This window comes from Bradyrhizobium sp. DOA9 (assembly GCF_000617845.2).
GTDB lineage: Bacteria > Pseudomonadota > Alphaproteobacteria > Rhizobiales > Xanthobacteraceae > Bradyrhizobium.
Genome location: NZ_DF820425.1, coordinates 2,614,705 through 2,639,166, shown reverse-complemented (window position 1 = coordinate 2,639,166; position 24,462 = coordinate 2,614,705). Strand labels below are relative to the sequence as shown.

Sequence of the window (24,462 nt, the reverse complement as noted above, 5' to 3'; positions counted from 1 at the left end):
GCCATGAGCGACAATGACGGACAGGTCCCGCTGCCCGATCTCAACGGCCCGATGCCGCCTGCCGGCACCGACATCGGCTACAACGAGGACGAATATGCGGCGCGTGCCGCCGCCGACCTCGAAGCGGTGTTCGACGTGCCGGTGCAGGTCTCGGCCGTGCTCGGCCGCTCCAAGATGGACGTCGGCGAGCTCCTGAAGCTCGGACCCGGCACCGTGCTCGAGCTCGACCGCCGCGTCGGCGAGGCCATCGACATCTACGTCAACAACAAGCTGGTCGCCCGCGGCGAAGTCGTCCTGGTGGAGGACAAGCTCGGCGTGACCATGACCGAAATCATCAAGACCGAACGCAGCTGATAGCGCGCGCGAGCAGACGGACAGGAGACTGACATGCGGCTTCTCATCGTTGGCACATTGAAGGGCCAGCTCACCACCGCCACCAAGATCGCGATGGAGAACGGCGCCACCGTGACCCATGCCGAGGATCACGAGCAGGCGATGCGCGTGCTGCGCGGGGGCAAGGGCGCCGACCTCCTGCTGGTCGACGTCGCGCTCGACATACGCGACCTCGTGCTGCGGCTGGAAGCCGAGCACATCCACGCCCCGATCGTCGCCTGCGGCATCACCAACGACGCCCGCGCCGCCGTCGCCGCGATCCATGCGGGGGCCAAGGAATACATCCCGCTGCCGCCGGATCCGGAGCTGATCGCCGCGGTGCTGGCCGCCGTCGCCAACGATTCCCGCGAGCTGGTCTATCGCGACGATGCGATGGCGAAGGTGATCAAGCTCGCCCAGCAGATCGCCGGCTCGGACGCCTCGGTGATGATCACCGGCGAATCCGGCACGGGCAAGGAAGTGCTGGCCCGCTACGTTCACTCCCGCTCGGCCCGGGCCAAGCGTCCGTTCATCTCGATCAACTGCGCCGCGATCCCCGAGCACCTGCTGGAATCCGAGCTGTTCGGGCACGAGAAGGGCGCCTTCACCGGCGCGGTCGCCCGCCGCATCGGCAAGTTCGAGGAGGCGACCGGCGGCACGCTGCTGCTCGACGAAATCTCCGAGATGGACGTCCGCCTGCAATCGAAACTGCTGCGCGCCATCCAGGAGCGCGTGATCGACCGCGTCGGCGGCACAAAGCCGGTGCCGGTCGACATCCGCATCATCGCGACTTCGAACCGCAACCTCGCGGAAGCCGTGCGCGAAGGCACGTTCCGCGAGGACCTGCTGTTCCGCCTCAACGTCGTGAACCTGAAGATTCCGCCGCTGCGCGAGCGTCCCGCCGACATCCTCGAACTGGCCCAGCATTTCGTGAAGAAATACGCCGAGGCCAACGGCGTGCCGCTGCGCCCGCTCTCGGCCGAGGCGCGTCGCGTGCTCTCCGCCAACCGCTGGCAGGGCAACGTCCGCGAGCTCGAAAACACCATGCACCGCGCGGTGCTGATGGCGCAGGGCGACGAGATCGGACCCGACGCCATCATCACGCCGGACGGCGACCGCCTCGACCTCGCCAAGACCGCCCCGGCCGTGGCGCATGCCACCATGGCCGCCGAGCAGGTGACGCGCGCGCTGGTGGGGCGCACCGTGGCCGACGTCGAGCGCGACCTGATCCTGGAGACGCTGAAGCACTGCCTCGGCAACCGCACCCACGCCGCCAACATCCTCGGCATCTCGATCCGCACGCTGCGCAACAAGCTCAACGAATATGCCGACGGCGGCATCCCGATCCCTCCGGCGGGCACGCCCGGGGAATATCCGCGGATGCCGATGATGGGGGCGTGAGCCGCGTCAGCGCGCCGGTTGCAACTGCAAGTGCCCGGGCTGGTCCCGGGCATTTTGTTTGAGACGAGCGCAAGTCCCACCACCTCGTCATTGCGAGCGCAGCGAAGCAATCCAGAATCCCTCCGAGGTGACAGACTGGATTGCTTCGCTGCGCTCGCAATGACGCGGTGAGAGCGCGCTCCGCATAACGGGACCGCGCTACGCGACTAGGCCATGCCCCCACAACGCCCTATAACCCGCGTGAGAACCACGCGAGGAACCACATGTCTGAAGCTCAAATCACGGATTGGCTGGCGTCGCAGAAGCAGGCGATGATCGACCTGCTGCGCGACGTCGTGAACATCGATTCCGGCTCCTATGACAAGGAAGGCGTCGATGCGGTCGGTGCGCGGTTCGAGCGGCATTTTGCCGAGCACGGCATTCCGTTCCGGCGCGAGGCCAACGCCAGCTTCGGCGACGCGATCCACGCCGAGGTGGCAAAGCCCGGCAGCAACGAGAAGCCGGTGCTGTTGATGGGACATCGCGACACCGTGTTCGGCAAGGGCGAGGCCGGCCGGCGGCCGTTCACGATCCGGGACGGCCGCGCCTATGGACCCGGTGTCGCCGACATGAAGTCCGGCCTCGTCATGAACGTGTTCGTGGCCACCGCCTTCCACAAGTTCGGCGGCTCACCGCATCCGATCAAGGTGCTGATCACCTCCGACGAGGAGATCGGTTCGCCCTCCTCGCGCCCGGTGATCGAGCGCGAGGGCCGCGCCGCGCGCGCGGTGTTCAATTCCGAGCCGGGCCGGCCCACGGGCAACGTCGTCACCGGGCGCAAGGGCGGCATCTTCATGCACATGGCCATCACCGGCAAGGCTGCGCATTCCGGCGCCAATTTCGCCGCCGGCGTCAGCGCCATCGGCGAGCTCGCGCACAAGATCGTCCATATCCACGCGCTCACCGATCTCGACAAGGGCATCACGCTCAATGTCGGCCTGGTCTCGGGCGGGCAGTCCGTCAATACGACGGCACCTTACGCGGAAGGGCAGATCGACCTGCGCTATGTCGATCCGGCCGATCGCGCGCGGATCATGGCTGCGATCGAAAAGATCGTCGCGACGCCTTACGTGCCCGGCACCAGCGCGACGCTGTCGATCAAGGGCGAGTTCGTGCCGGTGGTGCAGAGCGCGGACTCGAAGGCGCTGTTCGAAGGCTATCAGGCGGCCGCAAGGCAGGTTGGCCTCACCACGCTGCAGGGCGAGTTCTCGGGCGGCTGCGCCGATTCCGGCTTCACCGCCGCCGTTGGCACGCCGACCATCTGCGGCCTCGGCCCGGTCGGCGGGCTCGCGCACACGCCGGAGGAATATCTGGAGATCGACAGCATCGTGCCGCGCGCACAGGCGCTGGCGCTGGCGATTCTGCGGGGTTGAGTTCGGAGAAATCGTAGGGTGGGCAAAGCGAAGCGTGCCCACCAATCCTGTTGCTGTCTTGGAGAGATGGTGGGCACGGCGCAAGTGCGCCTTTGCCCACCCTACGAGACCTCCCGCGCCTCACGAATAGCTCGGCGCATCCGGCTTGCGGAAGATGTGGATGGGATCGCCCGGCACGATCGGAGATCCCGAGAACATCGCGTAGGCGTAGAGCGCGAGATAGGCGATCGCGAGCGCACCGATGGCGTAGAAGGCCCAGGTCGCAACGCGCTTCATCGTTCCGCTCCGCTGCCGTCCCGGCGGGACAGCTCTGGCCGCTTCTAGAGCGATGCGGCGGAAAAGGCCAGCCTCTGCACCGACAGGACGGGCGTTCAGATGCCGCGGCGGCTTCGTCCGGGAACGCTGACCTCCGCGAGCCGTGCCGCGTCTTCGTCCTCGTCGACCGCCAGATATTGGCCGTGCCAATAGGCCAGCGCGGCGGTGCGGGCCGAACTCCTGATGTTCCTGACGCGACCGATGACGATACCGTGCGAATGCCGCTCCACGATCTCCTCGACCTCGCAGTCGAACGCCGAGAGCGCGCCGACCAGGAGCGGAACGCCCGAGGTGGCCGTCACCCATTGGCTGCCTGCGAAGCGATCCGCGCCCTTCAGCCCGCCCTTGCCGGCAAAGCGCTCGGCGACCTCGAGCTGGTCGGCATTGAGGATGTTCACGCCGAAGGCGCCGTGGCGCCGGATCAGCGGAAACGAGGAGGCATCGCGGTTGATGCTGACCAGCAGCGTCGGCGGCTCGACCGACAGCGAGGTCACCGAGGTCACGGTCATGCCGGTGATGTCCTTGCCCCTCCCGACGGTGATGACGCTGACGCCGCCGGTGAGGTGGCGCATGGCGCCGCGGAAATCGGCGGACGAGACGGGGATTTCGGTCATGAGATCGCGGGGCACTACATTCATGGCATGGTCCCCGAAATGGGGTTCCCTCTATTTAGGTACGATCGTCCGCCGACAAAAGATGGCTCAGAATCGAGCCTTCCAGCCCGGCAAGCTCGGCCGAGCCGCGCTGGCGCGGCCGGGCGGCGTTAACCGTAACGTCATGGGCGATGCGGCCTTCCTCGATGACAAGCACACGGTCGGCCAGCGCGACCGCCTCGGCAACGTCGTGGGTCACCAGGATCGCGGTGAAGCCCTGGTCGCGCCAGACCCGCTCCAGCAGGCGCTGCATCGAGATGCGGGTCAGCGCATCCAGCGCGCCGAGCGGCTCGTCGAAGGCGAGCACGCGCGGGCGGGAGACCAGCGCACGGCCGAGCGCGACGCGCTGCTTCTGGCCCCCTGACAGAACCGAAGGCCATTGGTCGCGCTTGTCGGCGAGGCCGACCTCGATCAACGCCTTCTCGGCGCGGGCATGCGCATCGGTCGAGGCACGATCGCGGCCGAGCCCGACCTCGACATTGGCGAGCACGCGGGCCCAGGGCAACAGCCGCGGCTCCTGGAACATCACGCGGATGTCCTCGGGCTGAATATCCTGCCCGAAGCTGATGCTGCCGGCGTCGATCTTGTCCAGGCCGGCGATCAGCCTCAGCAGCGTGCTCTTGCCGCAACCGCTTTTGCCGACGATCGCAACGAACTGGCCGGCAGGGATATGCAGGTCGATGCTGCGCAGCACCTCGTTGTCGCCGAAGGATTTGCGCAAGCCCCGGATGCTGAGCGGCAGTCCGTTGGTCTGCACCGGACCATCCTCGCGCACCACGCGGGCATGTGGGGCGAAATTGGCGCGGCTGGCGAGCTCGGTCTCGGGAAGGGAGGTACGAAGCGCTGTCTGCATGTGAGGCCCAGTATCCTTGCTCAACGTTTCTGGAAGGCGGGGTGCCATGAGAGCGTCAGACGCTCCAGCAGGCGGGAGGCGCTGTCGGCGAGCTTGCCGAGCAGGGCGTAGATCAGGATCGAGAGCACGACGACGTCGATCAGCATGAACTCGCGCGCCTGCATCGCCATGTAGCCGAGGCCGGAAGAGGCCGCGATGGTCTCGGCGACGATCAGCGTCAGCCACATGATGCCGAGCGCGAAGCGGATGCCGACGAAGATCGAGGGCAGCGCGCCCGGGAAGATCACGCGGCGGAACAGCTCGCCATCGGTCATGCCGTAGATGCGGCCCATCTCGATCAGCTGCGGATCGACGGTGCGGATGCCGTGCAGCGTGTTGAGGTAGATCGGGAAGAACACCCCGAGCGCCACCAGAAACAGCTTGGCGCTCTCGTCGATGCCGAACCAGAGGATGACGAGCGGGATCAGCGCCAGATGCGGCACGTTGCGCACCATCTGCAGCGTGGTGTCGGTGAGCCTCGCCGAAAGCTGCGACAGGCCGTTGGCAAGCCCGAACGCGAAGCCGATGCTGCCGCCGATCAGAAAGCCGATCGAGGCGCGCCAGAACGACACCCAGATATTGCGGACGAGCTCGCCGGAGAGCAGCAGCTTCCAGCCCGCGAGCACGACGTCGCTCGGCGCCGGCAGCACGCGGGTCGGCACGAAGCCGGTGACGCTCGCGAGCTGCCAGATCGCGATGATGGCGAGCGGCACGATCCACTGGATCAGGCCGTCGACGCGCGGCAGGCGGAAGCTGCGCGGAAGCGAGATGCTGTCGATCAGGCTCATGACTGCGACACCCGATGCTGCGGACGGACATCGCTGCCGACGGTCTCGCCGAACGGACCGCCGTTGAAATGCAGCTTGGTCACGTTGCTCGGCTGCTCCAGCGCGAGCAGCGGGAACACCAGCTCGGCGAAGCGATAGGCTTCCTCCAGGTGCGGGTAGCCGGACATGATGAAGGTATCGATGCCGAGATCCTGATACTCCTTGATGCGGGCCGCGACGGTCTGGGCGTCGCCGACCAGAGCGGTGCCGGCGCCGCCGCGCACGAGGCCGACGCCGGCCCACAGGTTCGGCGCGATCTCGAGCTTGTCACGCTTGCCGCCATGGAGCTGCGCCATGCGCTGCTGGCCGACCGAGTCCATGCGGGCGAAGTTCTTCTGGGCCAGCGCGATGGTGTCGTCGCTGACATGCCTGATCAGCTCGTTCGCATCGCGCCAGGCTTCTTCATTGGTCTTGCGGACAATCACGTGCAGGCGGATGCCGAAGGAGAGCTTTCGACCGCGCGCCGCAGCGATCTCCCTCACCTTCGCGATCTTTTCGGCGACCTGCGCCGGCGGCTCGCCCCAAGTGAGATATTTGTCGACGGTGTCGACCGCGACGTCGATGCCGGCATCCGAGGAGCCGCCGAAATAGAGCGGCGGGCGCGGCGACTGCACGGGGGGAAACAGCAGCTTGCCGCCCTCGACATGGATGTGCTTGCCCTCGACATTCACCGTCTTGCCGGCGAGCAGGTCGCTGTAGACGTTCAGGAACTCACGGGTGACCTCGTAGCGCTCGTCGTGGCCGAGAAAGACGCCGTCGCCCTTGTTCTCCACGGGATCGCCGCCGGTGACGACGTTGACGAGCAGCCGGCCATTGCTGATGCGATCGAGCGTTGCCGTCATGCGCGCGGCGACGCTGGGCGATTGCAGGCCCGGGCGGACCGCCACGAGATAGCGCAGCCGCTCGGTGAACGGCGCGACTGAGGACGCGACGATCCAGGAATCCTCGCAGGACCGCCCGGTCGGCAGCAGCACGCCGAAATAGCCGAGCTGATCGGCGGCCTGCGCGATCTGGCGCAGATAGTTGAAGTTGACCTCGCGCCCGCCGATGCCGGTGCCGAGATAGCGGCCGTCACCGTGGGTCGGCAGGAACCAGAGGATGTTGGCGTTGGATTGGCTCATGGATTGCCCCTAGCCGTAAGTCGTGCCGACGGCGGCCGCGACGATGCCGATCGACAGCACGATGGCTGCGATCACGCGTTGAGCGATGCGCTTCATGTTCAGACCTTTGTGGATGGGAAGATCGGTCGGCACGGTCAGGCTGCCGGGTTGCGCCAGACGATGTCGCGGATTTGAATCGGCTTCGGGATCAGGCCGAGCTTGTAGAAGCGGTCGGCAACGCCCTGCTGGGTCGCGACGATCTCGTCGGTGACCGGGCCGACCACGAAGTTCGCGCGGTTGGCGGCGACGGTCTGGATATCGAGCGGGACGCCGGTGATCGCGGCGAGCGATCTGGCGACCTCGTCGCGGTGCTGCTCGGCCCATTTGCCGGCCGCGGTCGTCACCTCGACGATCTGCTGCAGGATGGTGCCATGGTTCTTCGCGAACTCGCGGTTGGCGATGTAGAAGGAATTGGTCTTGGTGACCTCGCGCGCATTGATCAGGATGCGGCCGTTCTGCTTGGTCTCGCCGATCGCAAAGTAAGGATCCCAGATCGCCCAGGCCTCGATGCTGCCATTGGCGAAGGCGGGGCCGGCGTCCGGCGGCGTCAAATAGACCGGCGTGATGTCGGCATAAGTGAGGCCGGCCTTCTCCAGCGTCTGCACCACGACGTTGTGGGCGCTGGAGCCCTTGGTGAAGCCGATGCGCTTGCCCTTGAGGTCGGCGATGTCGCGGATCGGCGAATCCTTCGGGACGAGGATGCCCTGGCCGTTGGTGATGGGCTGGCCGGCGGCGTAGACGATCGCCGCACCCGCAGCCTGGGCAAACACCGGCGGGGAATCGCCGACCGCGCCGAAATCGACGCTGCCGACATTCATCGCCTCCATCATCGGCGGCCCCGAGGAGAACTCGATCCACTTCACCTCGATACCTGAGGCTGCGAAATGTTTTTCCAGCGCAGCCTGCTGCCGCGTGATGACCAGCACGCCGGTCTTCTGATAGCCGACACGAATTTCCTTCACCGCGCCTTGCGCGATCGCAGGCGATGCGAACGCAGCGGCGGCCGCAGTTCCAACCGACAGTTTGAGAAAATCTCGACGCTGCATTTGACACTCCGGGCCGCGCGCGGCCGTCATCGTTCGCATTTGCGGAATGATGGGGCGCGATGTCGGACGTGTCGAGACGTCAGGGAAAATAGCGATGCCAGCACTGCGATGCATGCTGCGCGCGTGATTAATCTTTCGAGCGGCGCAGCGAATGAGGATGGAATTTTTCTGCACGCGAATGTGAGCGATCCGCAGATTGGGGCGAGCCCGGACCACCGGAAAATGGAAAGTCGAAAAACAACCCCATGCACAGTAGCCGGGGCTCGCGAAAACAGTGACTTACGTATTATCCGAAGTGAATTTGACTCGTCGGGCAAAACAGGGGCAGAATGGCACCATCGCAGCGCTCGGGTCAGAGGCCCTTACCGGCCTATCGTCGCCATCTCACCGGCAGATTCTGCAGCCCGCGGAAGGCCCAGCCGCCGATCCGCACCTCCTCGTCCTCGGCGAGCTCGATGCGCGAAGCGCGCGCGAACAAGGTCGGCAGCGCGACGTCGGCGATCATGGCGCGCGAGGCGAAGGCGCCGGCGCAGAAATGCGGGCCGGCGCCGAAGGCGACACTCTTGGAGGTGTCGCGACGCACATCGAACTGAGCGGCGCGCTCGAAATGCGCCTCGTCGCGGTTGGCGGAGCCGAACATCAGGAACACGCGTTCGTCCGTCTCGAACGACACGTCGCGGATGGTCCACGGCTTGGCGATGCGGCGCGGCGACATGCCGATCGGCGAGATCCAGCGGGCATATTCCTCGAAGGCCTGCAGCCATGACACCTCGCCGCGCAGGACCAGATCGAGCTGCTCGGGATGGGTCAGCAGCGCCCAGACCGTGCCGGCGATCGCCTTGCGCGGCTCGTTCTGGCCGCCCGATATCGCGAGTTTTACATTCGCGCGTATGCTCTCCATGGCCATGCCCGAAGCGAGGAGCACGCCGAGAATGCTTTGGTCCGGGTTCTTGCGCATCACTGGCAGGATGTCGTCAATCGCGGCGTCGATGCCCGCGGTTGCCGCATGGCAGCGCGCCTCGACCGCGGGGTCGCCGGCATAATTGGCGATGCCCTCGATCATGCCCTGCGACCACGCATCCATGTCCTGGAAGCCGATATTGGTGAGGCCGGTGATCGACTTCAGGCATTCGCCGGAGAACGGCAGTGCGAAATCGCGCATGAGATCGATCCGGCCCGGCTCGAGCGAAGCGATGATGAGGTCCGCATGGGCCTGGAACTGGGCGGTCCAGTGCGCCTTGACTGTCCTCGGCGAGATCGTCGGAAACATCGCGCGGCGTTCGACGAGATGCGCCTCGCCGTCCTTGCGCATCATGTTGTGGCCCATCAGCCGGTTCATCAGGCCGGCAGGCTGGTGCGAGGAGAACACGTCGATCTGCTTCTCCGAGATCGAGATGTCGTCACGGTTCGTCAGCAGGGTCGAACCGAGCTGCGGCACGAACGAGATCGGCGCCTCTTTCCGCATCTTCGCGAGCATCGGATAGGGATCGGCCCAGAAGGCGGCCGGGTCGATGTCGATGCGCGGCGCCGTGCTCAAGGCGACCTCCCCTGGATTTGCGTTTGCTCCAAGCTAGCGAAATCCGGCACCGGCGTCTGTCCCCAGCGATAGGGACAGACGATCCCGGGACACGCATTCACGAGCCCGCTGCGCGCGGGTACGACAGCTCGGGCGCACGCCCGACAGCGAAGCAGATGAACGCTTACTAGCTGACTTTCTATGCGTGTGCCAATCCAACGAAGCGCGTTCGAGTAGTGTCGGCTCGGCGTCGGGGGAGTTGGACCTGACCATCATCAGAAGCGCCGCGACGCCGGCGTCGTGAGCAGGCGACATTGCAATGCTATTTACAAACGTTAACGACGGGTCTACGTTTTTACCTTCTTCAAGATTGCATACTCGACAAGCATTCAAATTGCGAACCTAGAGGCACTTGAACTGAGTTGGCCCTGATTGATTGAGAGGGCTTCAGAGTAAGTTCAGTTGTTGTTTGAGGAGGCGGTCATGTTTGAATCCGCTGCTTGCTTCAGGAAATATCCAATCTGCAAGGTGTGATCGCCGCTCGAGGCGGTGCGCGCTTCCGACTGCGTTGCAAACTCGATCTCTCGTCTGAAGAGAGACGATGAATTTCTGTTTGGTTGCGTGATGCGTGCGCCTCCTCCAGGCGATGGGAAATTCTTTGGAAGAATTTCGATCCATCTATCCTTGGAGGAATCGATGGCTCTCAATATTTCCGGCAACCTCGTCATCGACGAGGAATTCCGCGTACCTTCAACCGGCAGCACCGATAACGAGGTCGTAGCGCTCTCGGCCGATGCAACGCTGCTCGCCTTTCTCAACGGCCTCAACACCAGCCCCGACACGGGCTTTCCGCAATACGCAGAACGCGACGACATGATCGTCGGTTTTGCCAGCGGAGCCACGCTCTCGCTGGTCACCGACATCTCAGGCACGGCTTCCACGGCAAACGCGGTGGATCGCCGACGATCCTGCGCGTGGAATTTCTGAAGTGCATACCTCACGCATAGTCATTTTGGAGGATGGATATCATGGCACTTTCAGTCACTCTTACCGGCACGACCGTTATCCTCGACGAAACCACTGGCCTGCAGAATGACGATACCAACACGACGCTCCCGAGCGAGTTTTCAACTCGGCTGGCCGCACTGGGCGCTCCGGGGACGGAGATCAACCACGCGGTCAGCAGCGGCGACGTCATCACCATCAGCGGCGTCACGGGCGCCATCGGCAACCTCGCCTTCACCGATTCGACAGGCGGCGCGCTCGACGGTGACACCAGCGGTCTCTTCACCAATGACGGCGAGGAGGTCTTTCTTTTCGCGGATCCCACCAACGACAACATCGTGGTCGGCAAGACGGCTGCGAATGTGATCGTCTTCGCGGTCTATCTCGAGCAGACCGCGACCGGCGCCAAGATCTGGAGCGTCCAGTACGAGGCGCTGGAGCATCCGGATGGAACCAACCCCGATGACTCCCTCGACCTGGGCAGCCATCTCAAGGTCGCGGTCAGCGAAGTGATCAATTTCGGCTTCGCCGGAGCACCGTCCGGCAGCAATCTCTTCATGACCTTCGGCGATCCGAACTCCACCCAGATCGTGGTGATAGGCAAGGACCCGCTCAATCAATCCGAGGGCGGAAACATCACGAGCAAGGACGTGCTCAATATCAGCCAGGCCGGCAGCACCACCTCGTTTGGCGTCAACGGCAACCAGATCAACCCGGGCGAAGGGGCTTACATCACCTATGTCACTGGCGCGAATACGAACTTCCTGGTGCCCAATCTGGACCAGAACGAGGCCGATGTCGAAGCCAACATCGACTTCCAGAACGTCTTCAATGCGACCAGCGCGTCCTTCACCGTCAACCAGACCAACCCGGGCATCGGACCCGTCACCGTCAAGATCTCGGCCTTCAACACCGCCGTGGAAACCGGAGTGAACTTCGTCGACGGGCTCACCAACGACACGCACGTCGCCATCACGTCGTTCTCGCTCACCGACTTCTTCGTCAAGTCGGGCAATAAGTCATTTACTCCGGCCGCTACGATCGACGCCAACGGTGACCTGATTATCACCGGGCTGAGCACCGGGGACAAGGTGCAGTGGACCACGAGCGGAACCCATGACCGCGTCCTGATCGAGAACATCAGCGCCACCGACGGCATTACCGGCAACGACAACAACACTTTCGACATCGGCGGCTTCAGCTTGAGCAGCGCCAACGCCTCGAGCACCGTGGTCGGCACGGCCATCCATTTCGAGGATGACGGGCCGACGGCGGCGATCGTGCAGGGCGCGCCGACCGTGGCCCACGACGAGACCGCGGGCAATCAGGGCGATGCCGATGACACCACCGCGGCAGGCGTGGTGGCGCTGTTTGCGGGCGTCGCCAACGTCAGCGGCGACCTCAGCCCGACCGGTTATGCGCAGGACGCGACGGCTGTCGTGAGCGCGACCGGAAGCTCGTATGGCACCGACTCGGTGGGCGGAACGACGGTGTTCTCGCTGGCGGTGTCCGCCGCGGGGGTGGATTCCGGCCTCGACACGACTGGCGGCACCAGCATCTTCCTGTTCAAGGAAGGCAACCTGGTGGTCGGCCGCATCGGCGGTGACACCGGCGCCGCGGCCTTCGCGGTGGCGATCAACAGCTCGACCGGCGTCGTCAGCGTGGCGCAGTACGCCTCGCTGAAGCACCCGACAGGCGGCGCCAGCCACGATGAGGCGATTAGCATCACCGACGGCGCGCTGCTGGCGGTGGTGACCGTCACCGACGGCGACGGCGATAAGGCGACGAGTTCGACCGGCATCGGCGATGCCGTGCAGTTCCAGGACGACGGGCCGACGGCGGGAATCGTCCAGACCGCCGCGACGGTGGCGCATGACGAGACCGCAGGTGTCGACACGGATGCCGACGACACAACCGCGGCAGGTGTTGTCGCCCTGTTCGCCGGCGTCGCCAATAAGAGCACCGATCTCAGCCCGACCGGTTATGCGCAGGACGCGTCCCCCGTCGTGAGCTCGACCGGAAGCTCGCTCGGCGCGGACCAGGAGGGCGGGACGATCGCGTTCTCGCTGGCGGTGTCTTCCGCAGGCGTGGATTCCGGCCTCGACACGACCGGCGGCACCAGCATCTTCCTGTTCAAGGAAGGCAGCCTGGTGGTCGGCCGCATCGGCGGAGCCGCCGGAGCCGCGGCCTTCGCGGTGGCGATCGACAGCACGACCGGCGTCGTCAGCGTGGCGCAATACGCCTCGCTGAAGCATCCGAACCCGGCCAATACGGATGAGGCGATCTCGATCACCGACAGCGCGCTGCTGGCGGTGGTGACGGTCACCGACGGCGACGGCGACACGGCGGCGAGCTCGACCGGCATCGGCGATGCCGTGCAGTTCCAGGACGATGCGCCGACCATCGGGCCCATTGCCGATGGACAGGTGGATTTCGCCGCCCTCGCCACCGTAACCAAGACGCTGAACGCAGTGGTCGGAGCGGATGACCCTGCCACCTACAGTATCACGAGCTCGCCGGCGAGCCTGACGATACTGGATGGCACGGTCTCGCAGACGACGCTGCTCCGGGACCTCTCGAACAGCAATACTGTCGCCACCTACTACAAGGACGTCGACGGCAGCGGCACACACACCGCAGGCGACATTGACTTCTTCAAGCTGACCGTGTCCGGCGGCAACTACACCTTCGACGTCCTGCAGAATCCTCCGCCCGCGGAGATCAGCTTCAGCTTTGCGGGGGCGCCCTCCGGCAGCAATCTCTTCATGACCTTCGGCGATCCAACCTCGACCCAGATCGTTGTGATTGGACATGATCCGCTGAACCAATCTCAGGGCGGCAACATCACGACCAAGGACGTGCTCAATATCAGCCAGGCCGGCAGCACCACCTCGTTCGGTGTCAACGGCAACCAGATCAATCCGGGTGAAGGTGCGTACATCACCTACGTCACGGGCACGAACACGAACTTCCTCGTGCCCAACCTGGACCAGAACGAGGCCGACGTCGAAGCCAACATCGACTTCCAGAACGTCTTCAATGCGACCAGCGCGTCCTTCACCGTCAACCAGACCAACCCGGGTGTCGGCCCCGTCACCGTCAAGATCTCGGCCTTCAACACCGCCGCGGAGCCGGGGGTGAATTTCGTCGATGGGCTCACCAACGACACCCACATCGCCATCACGTCATACTCGCTCACCGACTTCGTCGTCAAAACAGGCAACACGCAGTTTACGCCGACCGCCTCGATCGACGCCGACGGCAACTTGATCATCACCGGGCTGAGCACCGGCGACAAGGTGCAGTGGACGACGAGCGGAACCACCCATGACCGCGTCCTGATCGAGAACATCAGCGCCACCGACGGCATTACCGGCAACGACAACAACACCTTCGATATCGGCGGGTTCAGCCTGATCCAGTCGCAGCCGGCGCCCGACGAGAAGCTCGACTTCACCGTCCAGATCGCCGATGCCGACGGGGATACGGCTTCCAGCACGTTCTCCGTCAAGATCGACGGAAACCACGACGGCGTCATCAACGTCTGAACCGCAAGCCGCCGGCTGCACGTCGCTTTGGCGTGCAGCCGGCACCTGTTGGGTCGCATGGGCCTGGAGTAGATCCGATGCCGGATAGTGTCACCGCCTGGTGCGGCCATTTTTCCCGGTCTGCTGCCGCCTGGTGCGGCGAGGTTCTCGGCTCTCCGGACGAGCTGACGAGCCTCACCATACGCGTCGGCCTGTTCGCCGTGGCGGCCTTCATCTTGATCAGGCTGCTCTGGAAGCGGCGGCGCACGGCGGCAGCTGCGCAACACAACGAGCCACCTCGGGCGCAGCACGTGTCCTCACCGCTGCAGGCCTGTCGCAGCGTGCTGGTCGGGCTCGGCCTGATCACCGCCATGTTGAACGTGCTGTATCTGACGGGCTCGTTCTTCATGCTCGAGGTCTACGACCGCGTGGTACCGAGTCGCAGCGTGCCGACGCTGATCGGCCTCGCCGCGCTGGTCGGCGCCCTCTATGTGTTCCAGGCCTTCCTCGACATTCTGCGCGGGCGCGTCCTTGTCCGCATCGGCGAGTGGCTCGACCGCGCATTTTCGGCGCGCGCCTACGACATCGTCGCGCGCTGGCCGCTGCGGGCGCGCACAAGCGGCGACGGGCTGCAGCCGGTGCGCGACCTCGACCAGGTGCGCAGCTATCTCTCCGGGCTCGGCCCGACCGCGCTGTTCGACCTGCCGTGGATTCCGTTCTACCTCACGATCTGCTTCCTGTTTCATCCGCTGCTCGGGCTCACGGCATCGATCGGCTCGGTGATGCTGGTTTGCCTGACGCTTCTCACCGATCGCTTGACGCGCGCGCACACCAAGGAAATCACCGGCCAGATCGCGCAACGCAACGCACTCGCCGAGGCGAGCCGCCGGAATGCCGAGGTATTGCAGGCGATGGGCATGCGCGGGCGTCTTGCCGCGCGCTGGGTGAGCGTCAATGACAGCTGCATGTTCGCCCAACGGCGCGCTGCCGACATCGCCGGTGGCTTCGGCTCCGCATCCAAGGTGCTGCGCATGGTGCTGCAATCGGCGGTGCTCGGCGTCGGCGGCTATCTCGTCATCATCCAGGAGGCGACCGCCGGCATCATCATTGCCGGCGCCATCCTCTCCTCGCGCGCGCTCGCGCCGATCGAGCTTGCCATCGCGCACTGGAAGAGCCTGATCGCGGCCCGTCAGAGCTGGAAACGTCTGCAGCAGCAATGGGCGCAACTCCCGGGCGAGGAGGAGAAGACGCCGTTGCCGCCGCCGTGCAAGGCCCTCACGGTCGAGGCCGTCTCCGTGGTGCCGCCGGGCGAACAGACCGTCGTGGTCCAGGAAGCATCCTTCGCGTTGAACCCGGGCCAGGGGGTCGGCATCGTCGGCCCGAGCGCATCGGGCAAGTCGTCGCTGGTGCGTGCCGTCGTCGGCGTATGGGGAGCGGCACGCGGCAAGGTGCGGCTGGACTGCGCCGCGCTCGAACAGTGGAGTTCCGAGGCGCTCGGCCGCCATATCGGCTATCTGCCGCAGGACGTCGAGCTGTTCGCCGGCACGGTGGCGCAGAATATCAACCGCTTCGAGCCCGCCCCCGATGCCGAGGCGACGATCGCCGCCGCGCGGGCGGCCGGCGTGCACGAGATGGTGCTGCGATTGCCGAACGGCTACGACACCCCGATCGGCGAAGGCGGCGCGGCGCTCTCTGCCGGACAGCGGCAGCGCATCGCGCTCGCCCGTGCGCTCTACCGCGATCCCTTCCTGGTGGTGCTCGACGAGCCCAACTCCAATCTCGACGCCGAGGGCGACCAGGCCCTGACGCAAGCCATTCTCGGCGTGCGTGCGCGAGGCGGCATCGTCATCGTCGTCGCGCATCGCACCAGCGCACTCGCCGGCGTGGATCAATTGATCGTGATGGCCGAGGGGCGCGTGCAGGCGTTCGGACCCAAGGACGCGCTGCTGGCCAAGATGATGCAGCCGCGGCCGGCGGTGCCGCTCAAGGTCGTGGCCGAAGGAGCGAACTCTTGAACCGCGAGCCCGTGAATCAGGTCCCGCACGCGATCCGCCAGCACCTGCGCGCCGGTCTCGCGGGAGTCGTCATTCTTGCCGGCGGCGTCGGCGGCTGGGCGGCGACCACGGAATTGGCCGGCGCCGTCATTGGCTCCGGCACGCTGGTGGTCGACAGCTACACCAAGAAGGTGCAGCACCCGAGCGGCGGCGTGGTCGGTGAACTCAACGTCCGCGAGGGCGCCCGGGTGAAAGCCGGCGATGTGATCGTGCGCCTCGACGAGACGGTGACGCGGGCCAATCTCCTGATCGTCGTGAAGAGTCTTGACGAACAGGCGGCGCGCCGGGCGCGGCTCGAGGCGGAGCGCGACGGTCAGGATTGGCTCGACTTTCCCGCGGACCTCACTGCGCGCGCCGGCGATCCGGACGTCGATCGACTGATCGTCGGCGAGCGCAAGCTGTTCGAGTTGCGCCGCGCCGCGCGCGCCGGCAAGAAGGCGCAGCTCAACGAGCGCATCGGCCAGCTCCGCGAGCAGATCCGCGGGCTCGACGAGCAGATCCAGGCGAAAGACCGCGAAACCACCTTCATCGACCAGGAGCTTCTGGGCGTGCGCGAACTTTGGCGAAAGAACCTGGTTCAGATCACGCGCCTGACAACGCTGGAGCGCGACGCGGTGCGCCTGCATGGCGAACGCGGCGCTCTGCTCGCGGCAATCGCCGAAGCCAGAGGGCGGATCACCGAGACCACGCTGCAAATCATGCAGATCGACCAGGACCTGCGCACCGAAGTCGGAAAGGATCTCGCCGAGATCCGGGCCAAGACCTCGGAACTGGTGGAGAAACGAGTGGCGGCCGAGGACCAGCTCAAACGCATCGATATTCGCGCGCCGCAGGACGGCACCGTGCATCAATTGGCGCTGCACACCGTCGGCGGCGTCATCAGCGCTGGCGAGCAGATCATGCTCATCGTCCCCACGCACGACGCGCTCGTCGTCGAGGTGCGGATTCCCCCGCATGAGATCGATCGTCTGTCGGTCGGCCAGCCGGTGCTGTTGCGCTTTACGGCCTTCAACCAGCGCACCACACCCCAACTCAACGGCGAAGTGAGCCAGGTGTCCGCTGACGTGGCGGTCGACCAAAAGAGCACGACGAGCTTCTATGTGGCCCGCATCGTCGTTCCGGAGACGGAGATCGCTCGCATGGGCGACCTGAAGCTGATCGCCGGCATGCCGGTCGAAGCCTTCATACAGACCGGCCAGCGTACGGTGATGTCGTACCTCGTCAAGCCGCTGTCCGATCAGTTGATGCGCGCCTGGCGCGAACGCTAGCGCGAGCCCGGCGGTTTCAAATGCAGAGATCACATATGGGATGCCAGTCGACGAGACATCGATGTCCCCATCAAGCCAATGCGCGATCGGTCGGACCGGGAACCGCCGCTGTTGACTGACCCAAGAACCTCCCAAACAGTTGAAATGGAACATGATTTCTGCGAGACCCCATGGGGTCAAGCTGGGAAAAAGTAGCAATTGAGTTCCATTGAGCGGGGTTGGTATCAAGGCCTTGGACGCGCGGAGCACGAACGCTCAATGAGGATGCGCGCCTCGCGTCTGAAGATCGGTCGAGTCTGATGGGTCTATCGCAATGACGGGCATCGATTTCGAGCATGTCGTGGACCGCATCCACGAGGCAGCGACCGTTCCGGAGCTCTGGCCGGACATCCTGGAGCAAATCGCTCATGCCGTGGGCGCGCATGGCATGGTCATGATCACCTCGGAGTCCGATCAATGGTCCGGCGTCTGGAACGGCGCCGTGACGTCGCCGTCGATCCGCGAGGCCTTCTCGGCGTTCCTGAGTGGCGACCTCGCCAGCCGGACGGAGACGACCCCGCGACTCCTGGCGCTTGATCACCCCGGCTTCGTCAGCGAGCAGGAGGCGTTTTCGCCGGAGGAATGGGAGCGCGATCCATATCGGGTGGAATGGAACAAGAAGTGGGGCTTCGAGCACGCCTGCGCGACGGCGGTCCGCAGCCCGTCCGGTGAGATCATCGTCTTCCATATGGAGCGGCTGGCCGGCCGCCCCGCCTTTTCGCGGCAGGATCTCGATTTCCTCGACCGCTTTCGTCCCCATCTTGCGCGGGCGGCTCTGCTGTCGACGCGCTGGCGCCTCACCCGGATGCGGGCGGCGACCGAGGCGCTGTCGCTGGTCGGCCTGCCCGCGCTCGCGATCACGCGCTCGGGGCGTGTTCTGGCCGCGAACGCCTTGATCGAGGACATGACCGATGTTCTGCAATGGCTGCCGAAAGACCGGATCGCCATCAAGGACCGCGCGGCCGACACCCTGCTGCGCGCCGGCCTCGCTCAACTCGATGCGCCGGACAAGGCCGTGTGCTCCTTCGCCGCGCGCCGCAGCAGCGATCTCGATCGGGTGGTGCTTCATCTCGTTTCGATGCCGGGCGAAGCCCGCGATCTCTTCGATGGGGCGGTCGGCCTCCTCATCGCGACGCCGGTCACCGCCTCGCAGGCACCGAGCCTCGCCCTCATTCGCGGCCTGTTCGATCTCACCCCCAGCGAGGCGCGCGTTGCGCGCGGAATCGCGCAAGGACAGACGATCGGCGACATCGCGGCGCATCACGGGCTCAGCCGCGAAACGATCCGCACCCAGGTCAAGGCCGTCCTCGCCAAGACGGGAACGCGAAACCAGAAGAGCGCGGCTGCACTCTTCGGCGCGATCCCCAAATTACCGCTGAGAGATTAATGCCAGGCTTGCCCAACCGGAGCCCTGTCCCCAGCCGGGGCATTACCGCTTCACCCAAACGGGTGAAGACACAGGCCGTCCCGCCGGGTTCAACTCCACCGAAATTGGATGTCTGGCGAGAAGCGGTGGCGATGGCGGGACCGGAATTTCCGATCTTCGAGGTGACCCTGGCGCAGCGCAGGCGCAGGACATGGAACTGGAGCGTCTGCACCGTTCAAGGCGCAGTGGTGATGCAGGGCCGCGAATCCAGTCGAGCGGCGGCAAAGTACCGGGCCGAACGAGCGCTGTTCATGCTGCTGCTCACCGCGCCCTATCGTTCCCGACTTTCCGCATAGCGAGGCGCTCAGGGTTGGCGGCGCCTTAGTTCAGACTGTGCGTCAGCAGGCGCAGCACGATCGCAAACAGCTCGCTCTGCGACGAGATGCCGAGCCGTGCATAGGCGCGCTTGCGGTAGGTCAGCGTCGAATGCAGGCTGATGCCGAGCTCTTGCGAGATCGCCTCCGAGCTGAAACCTGCGAGGATGCGGCGGCAAACCTCCTGCTCGCGCGCCGTGAGCCCGGCGAGCGGCTTGCGGGTCGCGAACAGGGTCGCAAGATCGGACGTCGGCTGCTGCTGGAAATGGCGCGCGACGCTGGCTGCGATCGCCGGCGCGATCGTCCCGAGCCGCTCACGCTGGGCGGCGCTGAAGCGGCCCTGCGCGGCGATGCGGTAGAAGTTGACATAGAAGCAGGTATCGCCAGCCCAGACCGCGGTCGCGCATTTGTCGACGATGCCGGAATCCTGGAAGAATATCTTGCGGTAGCGCGCGCCGTACATGCGCGGCGCGAAGTGCGGCAGCATGATCGGCGCGCCACCCTCGCCTTCGAACAGCGCATCGCGGTTGGGATCGGTTTCGTGAAACTGGCCGGCATAGGCGGCGCCGAGATCGGCGCCGATCGGGATGTTGCCGGCATCGAGCAGGCAGCTTGCCGCGCCCGCTCGGCTCAGCGCGAACACCATGCAATGGCCGACATCGGCCTGTCGGCGCAACGTGTCGATGAGGACTTTTGGAAAATCGGAGCGGCCGATGGCGAGCACCGCAGAGGTGACATCACCCACTGAGCGATGTGTGGGCACCGCCTGAGATCGCATCCTTTCCTCCGCAAGATGTTGTTTGCGGGAGGATAGCAGCAAGGGAATGTCCGCGGAAGGCAGAGAGCCGGCGCCTGCCGATTTTCACGCCCGGGGGGGAACGCCAGAACGTTCAGGTCGACGCAAGCTTCGGCGCAGCAAACGGCCCTCGGCTCAGCGCGTCGGACAGGTCGGCCGTGGTCAAATGGAGACATCTCGGGCCGCCAGTCAGCATTCGCAACCGCATGCAGCCACACGAAAACTAAAGTAGAAAATTGCGCACTTCTTCCAGGAAAACTGGCGTGCCAGGATCCTGCGCTAGCAGCATATGATTTTGACCAGGCAGCGAGACGAATCTGGCGCCCGGAATTTCCGCGGCCATATCTCGGCCCGAAGAGATTGGAACCCTGCGGTCGTCTCGAACATGCATCACGAGCGTAGGGGCCTTAATCTGTCCGAGCAGGGGGCGAACGTCGAAATTAGCTACCGTTTCGAGGTAGCGGACCGCAGACTCCGCCGAGGCACTGAGACGTTGAAGTTCATTGAAGGCGTCGATCTGTTCTCTTGTAGCGTTCGGTAACATCGAGGATGTAAACAGTTGTCGGAAGGTCGGCTCATCGGCGCCCCAACCTAACCTCATCAGCGTTTTCATTGCCGCAAACCGTTCCCGATCGACGGCCGAGAGATTTGGATTCTTGTTGGCACCGACAGCAAACCCACCATACAGGATCAGGTGCGACACGCGCTCCGGATGCCGGACCGCAAACGCTATCGAAATGGCGCAGCCCTGCGAGAACCCGAGAAGCGGAAACCGGTCGAGGCCGGCCGCGTCGGCCACGCTTTCCATGTCCTTGACCCAAGCGTCAAGCGAGAGCTCGCCAACGTCCCAGTCCGAGAGGCCGTTGCCGCGGGCATCGTACCGGACGAGCGTGAATGACGAGGCAAGCCCGAGCAGAAAATCACGGTAGAGTGGAAGATCCCAGTCATACTCGAGGTGACCAAGCCAATGCGCTGATCTCAACAGCCCTGGTCCACTTCCCACCTTCGCATAGGCCAACCGCACGCCATCCGTGGCCCTGCAATAGCGGATGACCTGTTTGAGATTGGCTGCCGAGAGGACACGCGCTGCGGGCGATCCGTCGTTGTCCAGATCGATTGCATAGACTTCGATCGGTCGAGCGATGTTCTTGAGGTTCTGCCGGCCCAGTTCGCGAAAAGGGAGCTTCAGCTTGCCATCGATCTGATCAAGGACCTGACGGGAGATGCAGATGCCGCCGCGCATCGCCATGCCTTCGAGCCGCGCGGCAACGTTGACACCGTCTCCAAAGATATCGCCCTCATCTTCGATGATGTCCCCAACATTTATCCCTACGCGAAATTCGATACGTCGGTCGGGAGGAATATTTGCGTTCCTGCCGACCATCTCACGCTGGACTTCGACTGCACACTGCACCGCTTCGACGGCGCTCGAGAACTCCACGAGCATTCCGTCCCCGGTCGTTTTGATAAGGCGCCCACGATGCGACTTGAGCTTGTGATCGACCAGCTCTCGGCGATGCGCCTTCAATCCGGCAAGAGTGCCCTCCTCGTCATCGCCCATGAGGCGTGAATAGCCGGCTACGTCAGCCGCCAAGATTGCTGCCAGCCGGCGCTCGACGCGCTCGTGAACCACGGAAGTGTCCTCCGTCACCTCGCTAAGCAAATCATATGCAGCGGAACGACGCCAGCAAAAACCCCCGTCAGCCGCCAGCAGCGGACATTACCAAGGCCGCACTGATCCAACCACGCCGAACATTCAGCCCACCGGCCCCAAAGTCCAGTTGTCGCCCGTGAGCGGGATCACCCTTACGTCCTCGATGACGCCACGCTCCAGGCTCGGATCGAAATGACGCATCGTGCGCTCGTTGAAGTCGATGATGCGGCCGGGCCTGAGTGGTCCGACGTCGTTGATCTTGACGATGACCTTCTTGCCGACGGCCTCAATGAGCGCATATTTCGGCCGCTCGCCGAATTGCACGCCACCGAATTTGCGGCGCAAGCTCGTCTTGATGGCAGCCGTCCAGCCGGCGGGATCGTAACGCTCGCCCGAGGCTGTCTTCGGACCGCCCTCCTCCTTGCCGGGCTTGAACGGATTGTACATCGATGCAGCGCCGACGACCGCATCGCCTGAGGCGGCATCGGCGAGGGCACCTGCGTGAACTTCACGCGATTCACTTCGAGCAACAGTAACGGAAACGGCAAGCGCAACCAGGGCGCCGCAAATTGCGGCGCTCGAGCGGAACGGCATCATGACTCCTGTGATTTTTTAGATCGCCGGTCCCCGACACCCGCAAACAGCGCAAGCGAACGCGGACGCGTTCATGAAGCTTGCACCGGATTTTTGCGGGTTCGCGCCAACCCCTTGGCTGGAACCGATGTGCGAACCAGAGTGGTTCCCACGCAGTGTTTTACGTTGTCCCGACTAAGACAGAGATTGCGTCAGCAGCATGACTTGAGGAGCAGCTTACTGCGCCGCTGCCTCATTGATTGCGAGCTTGCCGTAGCGATCCGTGACAGCCTCGGCGTCGATCTCTCCAGCTCGATCTCGCCGCTCATCACGCGCAGAAGAGAGCCCGTCAGCTGCGTCGGACTAACCGGTTCCGCCCAGAGGAACAAGTGCGGCGGCCCCGCCTTGTCCATCCGATGAGATCAGCCGTTTGTTCGGTTGCCGATCGAAGGAGCAGTCATGCGAATTCTCCTCGTTGGCGGTACAGGGTTTCTCGGCTCGGCGATCCACGCCAGGCTGTCGGCCGAAGGCCACGAATGTCTGTCGGTGTCGCGCCATCCGGCTACAGAGCGCGATCGGCGCCATACCAGTCTCGACGTCGCCCGCACCACCGATCCCTCGCAATGGAAGGGCGTCCTTACGGGGGTCGATGCGGTGATCAACCTGGCCGGAGCGCTGCAGGGACGGGATCTGCACGGCGTTCATGTCGCCGGAAGCGCGGCACTCTACAGCGCATGCGAGAGCGCAGGCGTCCGCCGCGTGATCCTGTTCTCGGCGATCGGCAGCAATGTCGATGCCCCCAGCGATTTCTCTCGTACCAAGCGGGAGGGCGAAGCCGCCCTGATGGCGCGCGACCTCGATTGGGTCATCCTGCGCCCCTCCGTCGTGATCGGCCGCGCCGCCTATGGCGGCAGCGCACTGTTGCGAGGGCTGGCGGCGCTGCCGGTTCTGCCGGTCATGCCGGATACGGCGGCGATTCAACCGGTGCATCTCGACGACGTCGTTGAGACCGTGCTGTTCTTCCTGCAGCCGGGCGCGCCGTCCCGCATCGCCCTCGATCTGGCCGGCCCACGGCAGATCGCCTTCAGCGACGCGGTCGCGCTGTTTCGGGCCTGGCTGCGCTGGAGGCCGGCGTACCGCCTGCAGCTGCCATCCTGGGCGGCTTCGGTTGCTTACCGCGCGGGAGACGTTGCGCAGATGCTGGGATGGCCAACGCCCATCAGCACGACGGCCCAGGCGGAAATGCGCCGCGGTGCGACCGGCGATCCCGAGCCCTGGCACCGGTTGACCGGCAGGACACCGCGCGATCTCGACGTCGCGCTCGCATGCGAGCCCGCCTCGGTGCAGGAACGATGGTTTGCACGGCTGTATGCGCTCAAGCCGCTGATCTTCGGCGTCTTCGGCGCGTTCTGGATCGCCACAGGCATCATCTCGCTGAGCGCGGGCTGGAATATCGGCATGTCGTTGCTGCTTGAAGGCGGGCTGCAAGGGAACGTCGCGGCGCTCGTCGTCACCGCAGGCGCGCTCGCCGACATCCTCATCGGCCTTGCCATTCTCTGGCGGCCTCTGAGCCGCTACGGACTCTGGGCAGCACTGATCATCTCGCTCACCTATGCCGTGATCGGCACCGTCCTGGTGCCGCGGCTGTGGGCCGACCGCTGGGACCAATGCTGAAGATCTGGCCGGTGATCATGCTCAACCTTGTCGCCATGGCGATCCGGGAGGATCGCTGATGCTCTACTTCCTGGTGAAGATGGCGCACATCATCGGTGCCGCCGTGCTGCTCGGCACCGGGGCCGGCATCGCCTTCTTCATGCTGGTGGCACATCTGCGCGGCGACGTGCGCGAAATCGCGGGCGTCGCGCGGACGGTGGTGCTGGCCGACTTCCTGTTCACGGCGAGTGCCGTGATCCTGCAGCCGATCACCGGCACATGGCTTGCCTGGTCGAGCGGGTATTCCCTCGGCGACGGCTGGGTGGCGGCGTCGATTGCACTGTATCTCGTGACCGGCGCCTTCTGGCTGCCTGTGGTGTGGATGCAGATGCAGATGCGCGATCTCGCCGTCGCAGCGGTCGCGAGCAACAGCAAGCTGCCCGCCCGGTATCACCGTCTCTTCTGGTGGTGGTTCGCCTTCGGCTTTCCGGCTTTCGCAGCCGTGCTGATGATCTTCTGGCTGATGATCGCGCGTCCGGCCATTCCATTCTGGGATTAG

General features: G+C 64.8%; 22 protein-coding genes. 11 read left to right on the top strand and 11 right to left on the bottom strand.

What is annotated here, in order from left to right; all coding sequences use genetic code 11:
• Window positions 1-3: 3 nt before the first annotated feature.
• The 3 genes from fliN to BDOA9_RS12275 all read left to right on the top strand — a co-directional run bounded on the left by fliN (window position 4) and on the right by BDOA9_RS12275 (window position 3,185).
• Window positions 4-354, top strand: coding sequence for a flagellar motor switch protein FliN (fliN, locus tag BDOA9_RS12285; protein ID WP_025034233.1), 351 nt, complete (start codon window positions 4-6; stop codon window positions 352-354).
• Between the two features lie 33 nt (window positions 355-387).
• Complete coding sequence (flbD, locus tag BDOA9_RS12280) at window positions 388-1,773, top strand: sigma-54-dependent transcriptional regulator FlbD (protein WP_025034232.1); 1,386 nt, start codon at window positions 388-390, stop codon at window positions 1,771-1,773.
• Between the two features lie 263 nt (window positions 1,774-2,036).
• Window positions 2,037-3,185 (top strand): M20 family metallopeptidase, encoded by a 1,149-nt coding sequence (locus BDOA9_RS12275; RefSeq protein WP_025034231.1) that lies wholly within the window; start codon window positions 2,037-2,039, stop codon window positions 3,183-3,185.
• A 120-nt stretch (window positions 3,186-3,305) separates the two neighbouring features.
• Here BDOA9_RS12275 and BDOA9_RS38795 read toward each other — a convergent pair whose 3' ends face one another.
• The 8 genes from BDOA9_RS38795 to BDOA9_RS12245 form a co-directional block, all read right to left on the bottom strand.
• Window positions 3,306-3,461: a hypothetical protein gene (locus BDOA9_RS38795; RefSeq protein ID WP_025034230.1), complete on the bottom strand. Its 156-nt coding sequence runs from the start codon at window positions 3,459-3,461 to the stop codon at window positions 3,306-3,308.
• Between the two features lie 95 nt (window positions 3,462-3,556).
• Entirely contained in the window at window positions 3,557-4,138 is a 582-nt protein-coding gene (locus tag BDOA9_RS12270) for a flavin reductase family protein (protein WP_025034229.1), read from the bottom strand.
• Between the two features lie 31 nt (window positions 4,139-4,169).
• Window positions 4,170-5,006, bottom strand: coding sequence for an ATP-binding cassette domain-containing protein (locus BDOA9_RS12265; protein ID WP_025034228.1), 837 nt, complete (start codon window positions 5,004-5,006; stop codon window positions 4,170-4,172).
• A 20-nt stretch (window positions 5,007-5,026) separates the two neighbouring features.
• Window positions 5,027-5,833: an aliphatic sulfonate ABC transporter permease SsuC gene (gene ssuC, locus BDOA9_RS12260; RefSeq protein ID WP_025034227.1), complete on the bottom strand. Its 807-nt coding sequence runs from the start codon at window positions 5,831-5,833 to the stop codon at window positions 5,027-5,029.
• Window positions 5,830-6,993, bottom strand: coding sequence for an FMNH2-dependent alkanesulfonate monooxygenase (ssuD, locus tag BDOA9_RS12255; protein ID WP_025034226.1), 1,164 nt, complete (start codon window positions 6,991-6,993; stop codon window positions 5,830-5,832). The genes ssuC and ssuD overlap by 4 nt, the downstream gene beginning before the upstream one ends.
• A 9-nt stretch (window positions 6,994-7,002) precedes the next feature.
• Window positions 7,003-7,125: a hypothetical protein gene (locus tag BDOA9_RS39880; protein WP_256375392.1), complete on the bottom strand. Its 123-nt coding sequence runs from the start codon at window positions 7,123-7,125 to the stop codon at window positions 7,003-7,005.
• Window positions 7,126-7,127: 2 nt separating this feature from the next.
• A complete protein-coding gene (locus tag BDOA9_RS12250) occupies window positions 7,128-8,078 on the bottom strand; it encodes a sulfonate ABC transporter substrate-binding protein (protein WP_025034225.1) in 951 nt (316 codons plus the stop codon).
• Window positions 8,079-8,448: 370 nt separating this feature from the next.
• Window positions 8,449-9,615 (bottom strand): cytochrome P450, encoded by a 1,167-nt coding sequence (locus tag BDOA9_RS12245; protein WP_025034224.1) that lies wholly within the window; start codon window positions 9,613-9,615, stop codon window positions 8,449-8,451.
• A 675-nt stretch (window positions 9,616-10,290) separates the two neighbouring features.
• Between BDOA9_RS12245 and BDOA9_RS12240 the strand changes: the two genes are divergently transcribed.
• The 6 genes from BDOA9_RS12240 (at window position 10,291) to BDOA9_RS37830 (ending at window position 19,209) form a co-directional block, all read left to right on the top strand.
• Entirely contained in the window at window positions 10,291-10,581 is a 291-nt protein-coding gene (locus BDOA9_RS12240) for a hypothetical protein (protein WP_152033245.1), read from the top strand.
• Between the two features lie 41 nt (window positions 10,582-10,622).
• A complete protein-coding gene (locus BDOA9_RS12235) occupies window positions 10,623-14,147 on the top strand; it encodes a DUF5801 repeats-in-toxin domain-containing protein (protein WP_152033244.1) in 3,525 nt (1,174 codons plus the stop codon).
• Window positions 14,148-14,224: 77 nt separating this feature from the next.
• Window positions 14,225-16,141 carry a type I secretion system permease/ATPase gene (locus BDOA9_RS12230; RefSeq protein WP_025034221.1) on the top strand — a complete coding sequence of 639 codons (1,917 nt, stop codon included), beginning with the start codon at window positions 14,225-14,227 and terminating at the stop codon, window positions 16,139-16,141.
• The gene (locus BDOA9_RS12225; protein WP_025034220.1) at window positions 16,138-17,448 is read left to right on the top strand and encodes an HlyD family type I secretion periplasmic adaptor subunit; all 1,311 of its coding nucleotides are present in this window, start codon (window positions 16,138-16,140) and stop codon (window positions 17,446-17,448) included. The genes BDOA9_RS12230 and BDOA9_RS12225 overlap by 4 nt, the downstream gene beginning before the upstream one ends.
• Window positions 17,449-17,761: 313 nt before the next feature.
• Window positions 17,762-18,874: a helix-turn-helix transcriptional regulator gene (locus tag BDOA9_RS12220; protein WP_042335994.1), complete on the top strand. Its 1,113-nt coding sequence runs from the start codon at window positions 17,762-17,764 to the stop codon at window positions 18,872-18,874.
• Between the two features lie 131 nt (window positions 18,875-19,005).
• On the top strand, window positions 19,006-19,209 hold the full coding sequence (locus tag BDOA9_RS37830) for a hypothetical protein (RefSeq protein ID WP_052363081.1): 204 nt from the start codon (window positions 19,006-19,008) through the stop codon (window positions 19,207-19,209).
• Window positions 19,210-19,234: 25 nt separating this feature from the next.
• Here the strand turns inward: BDOA9_RS37830 and BDOA9_RS12215 are convergent, their stop codons facing one another.
• The 3 genes from BDOA9_RS12215 to BDOA9_RS12205 form a co-directional block, all read right to left on the bottom strand.
• Window positions 19,235-20,005, bottom strand: a complete 771-nt coding sequence (locus BDOA9_RS12215; RefSeq protein WP_025034218.1) for a helix-turn-helix transcriptional regulator — start codon at window positions 20,003-20,005, stop codon at window positions 19,235-19,237.
• Between the two features lie 241 nt (window positions 20,006-20,246).
• A complete protein-coding gene (locus tag BDOA9_RS12210) occupies window positions 20,247-21,656 on the bottom strand; it encodes an alpha/beta fold hydrolase (protein ID WP_052363114.1) in 1,410 nt (469 codons plus the stop codon).
• A gap of 123 nt (window positions 21,657-21,779) precedes the next feature.
• The gene (locus BDOA9_RS12205; RefSeq protein WP_025034216.1) at window positions 21,780-22,271 is read right to left on the bottom strand and encodes a septal ring lytic transglycosylase RlpA family protein; all 492 of its coding nucleotides are present in this window, start codon (window positions 22,269-22,271) and stop codon (window positions 21,780-21,782) included.
• 438 nt (window positions 22,272-22,709) lie between these two features.
• Between BDOA9_RS12205 and BDOA9_RS12195 the strand changes: the two genes are divergently transcribed.
• Both BDOA9_RS12195 and BDOA9_RS12190 read left to right on the top strand, forming a co-directional pair.
• Window positions 22,710-23,924: an SDR family oxidoreductase gene (locus BDOA9_RS12195; RefSeq protein ID WP_340162392.1), complete on the top strand. Its 1,215-nt coding sequence runs from the start codon at window positions 22,710-22,712 to the stop codon at window positions 23,922-23,924.
• 58 nt (window positions 23,925-23,982) lie between these two features.
• Window positions 23,983-24,462: a DUF2269 family protein gene (locus BDOA9_RS12190; RefSeq protein WP_025034214.1), complete on the top strand. Its 480-nt coding sequence runs from the start codon at window positions 23,983-23,985 to the stop codon at window positions 24,460-24,462.

Excerpts from the sequence above, each read along its gene's own strand:
- fliN (WP_025034233.1), top strand. The coding sequence starts at position 4 with ATGAGCGACAATGACGGACAGGTCCCGCTGCCCGATCTCAACGGCCCG.
- flbD (WP_025034232.1), top strand. The coding sequence starts at position 388 with ATGCGGCTTCTCATCGTTGGCACATTGAAGGGCCAGCTCACCACCGCC.
- BDOA9_RS12275 (WP_025034231.1), top strand. The coding sequence starts at position 2,037 with ATGTCTGAAGCTCAAATCACGGATTGGCTGGCGTCGCAGAAGCAGGCG.
- BDOA9_RS38795 (WP_025034230.1), bottom strand. The coding sequence starts at position 3,461 with ATGAAGCGCGTTGCGACCTGGGCCTTCTACGCCATCGGTGCGCTCGCG.
- BDOA9_RS12270 (WP_025034229.1), bottom strand. The coding sequence starts at position 4,138 with ATGAATGTAGTGCCCCGCGATCTCATGACCGAAATCCCCGTCTCGTCC.
- BDOA9_RS12265 (WP_025034228.1), bottom strand. The coding sequence starts at position 5,006 with ATGCAGACAGCGCTTCGTACCTCCCTTCCCGAGACCGAGCTCGCCAGC.
- ssuC (WP_025034227.1), bottom strand. The coding sequence starts at position 5,833 with ATGAGCCTGATCGACAGCATCTCGCTTCCGCGCAGCTTCCGCCTGCCG.
- ssuD (WP_025034226.1), bottom strand. The coding sequence starts at position 6,993 with ATGAGCCAATCCAACGCCAACATCCTCTGGTTCCTGCCGACCCACGGT.
- BDOA9_RS12250 (WP_025034225.1), bottom strand. The coding sequence starts at position 8,078 with ATGCAGCGTCGAGATTTTCTCAAACTGTCGGTTGGAACTGCGGCCGCC.
- BDOA9_RS12240 (WP_152033245.1), top strand. The coding sequence starts at position 10,291 with ATGGCTCTCAATATTTCCGGCAACCTCGTCATCGACGAGGAATTCCGC.
- BDOA9_RS12235 (WP_152033244.1), top strand. The coding sequence starts at position 10,623 with ATGGCACTTTCAGTCACTCTTACCGGCACGACCGTTATCCTCGACGAA.
- BDOA9_RS12230 (WP_025034221.1), top strand. The coding sequence starts at position 14,225 with ATGCCGGATAGTGTCACCGCCTGGTGCGGCCATTTTTCCCGGTCTGCT.
- BDOA9_RS12220 (WP_042335994.1), top strand. The coding sequence starts at position 17,762 with ATGACGGGCATCGATTTCGAGCATGTCGTGGACCGCATCCACGAGGCA.
- BDOA9_RS37830 (WP_052363081.1), top strand. The coding sequence starts at position 19,006 with ATGGCGGGACCGGAATTTCCGATCTTCGAGGTGACCCTGGCGCAGCGC.
- BDOA9_RS12215 (WP_025034218.1), bottom strand. The coding sequence starts at position 20,005 with ATGCGATCTCAGGCGGTGCCCACACATCGCTCAGTGGGTGATGTCACC.
- BDOA9_RS12205 (WP_025034216.1), bottom strand. The coding sequence starts at position 22,271 with ATGCCGTTCCGCTCGAGCGCCGCAATTTGCGGCGCCCTGGTTGCGCTT.
- BDOA9_RS12195 (WP_340162392.1), top strand. The coding sequence starts at position 22,710 with ATGCGAATTCTCCTCGTTGGCGGTACAGGGTTTCTCGGCTCGGCGATC.
- BDOA9_RS12190 (WP_025034214.1), top strand. The coding sequence starts at position 23,983 with ATGCTCTACTTCCTGGTGAAGATGGCGCACATCATCGGTGCCGCCGTG.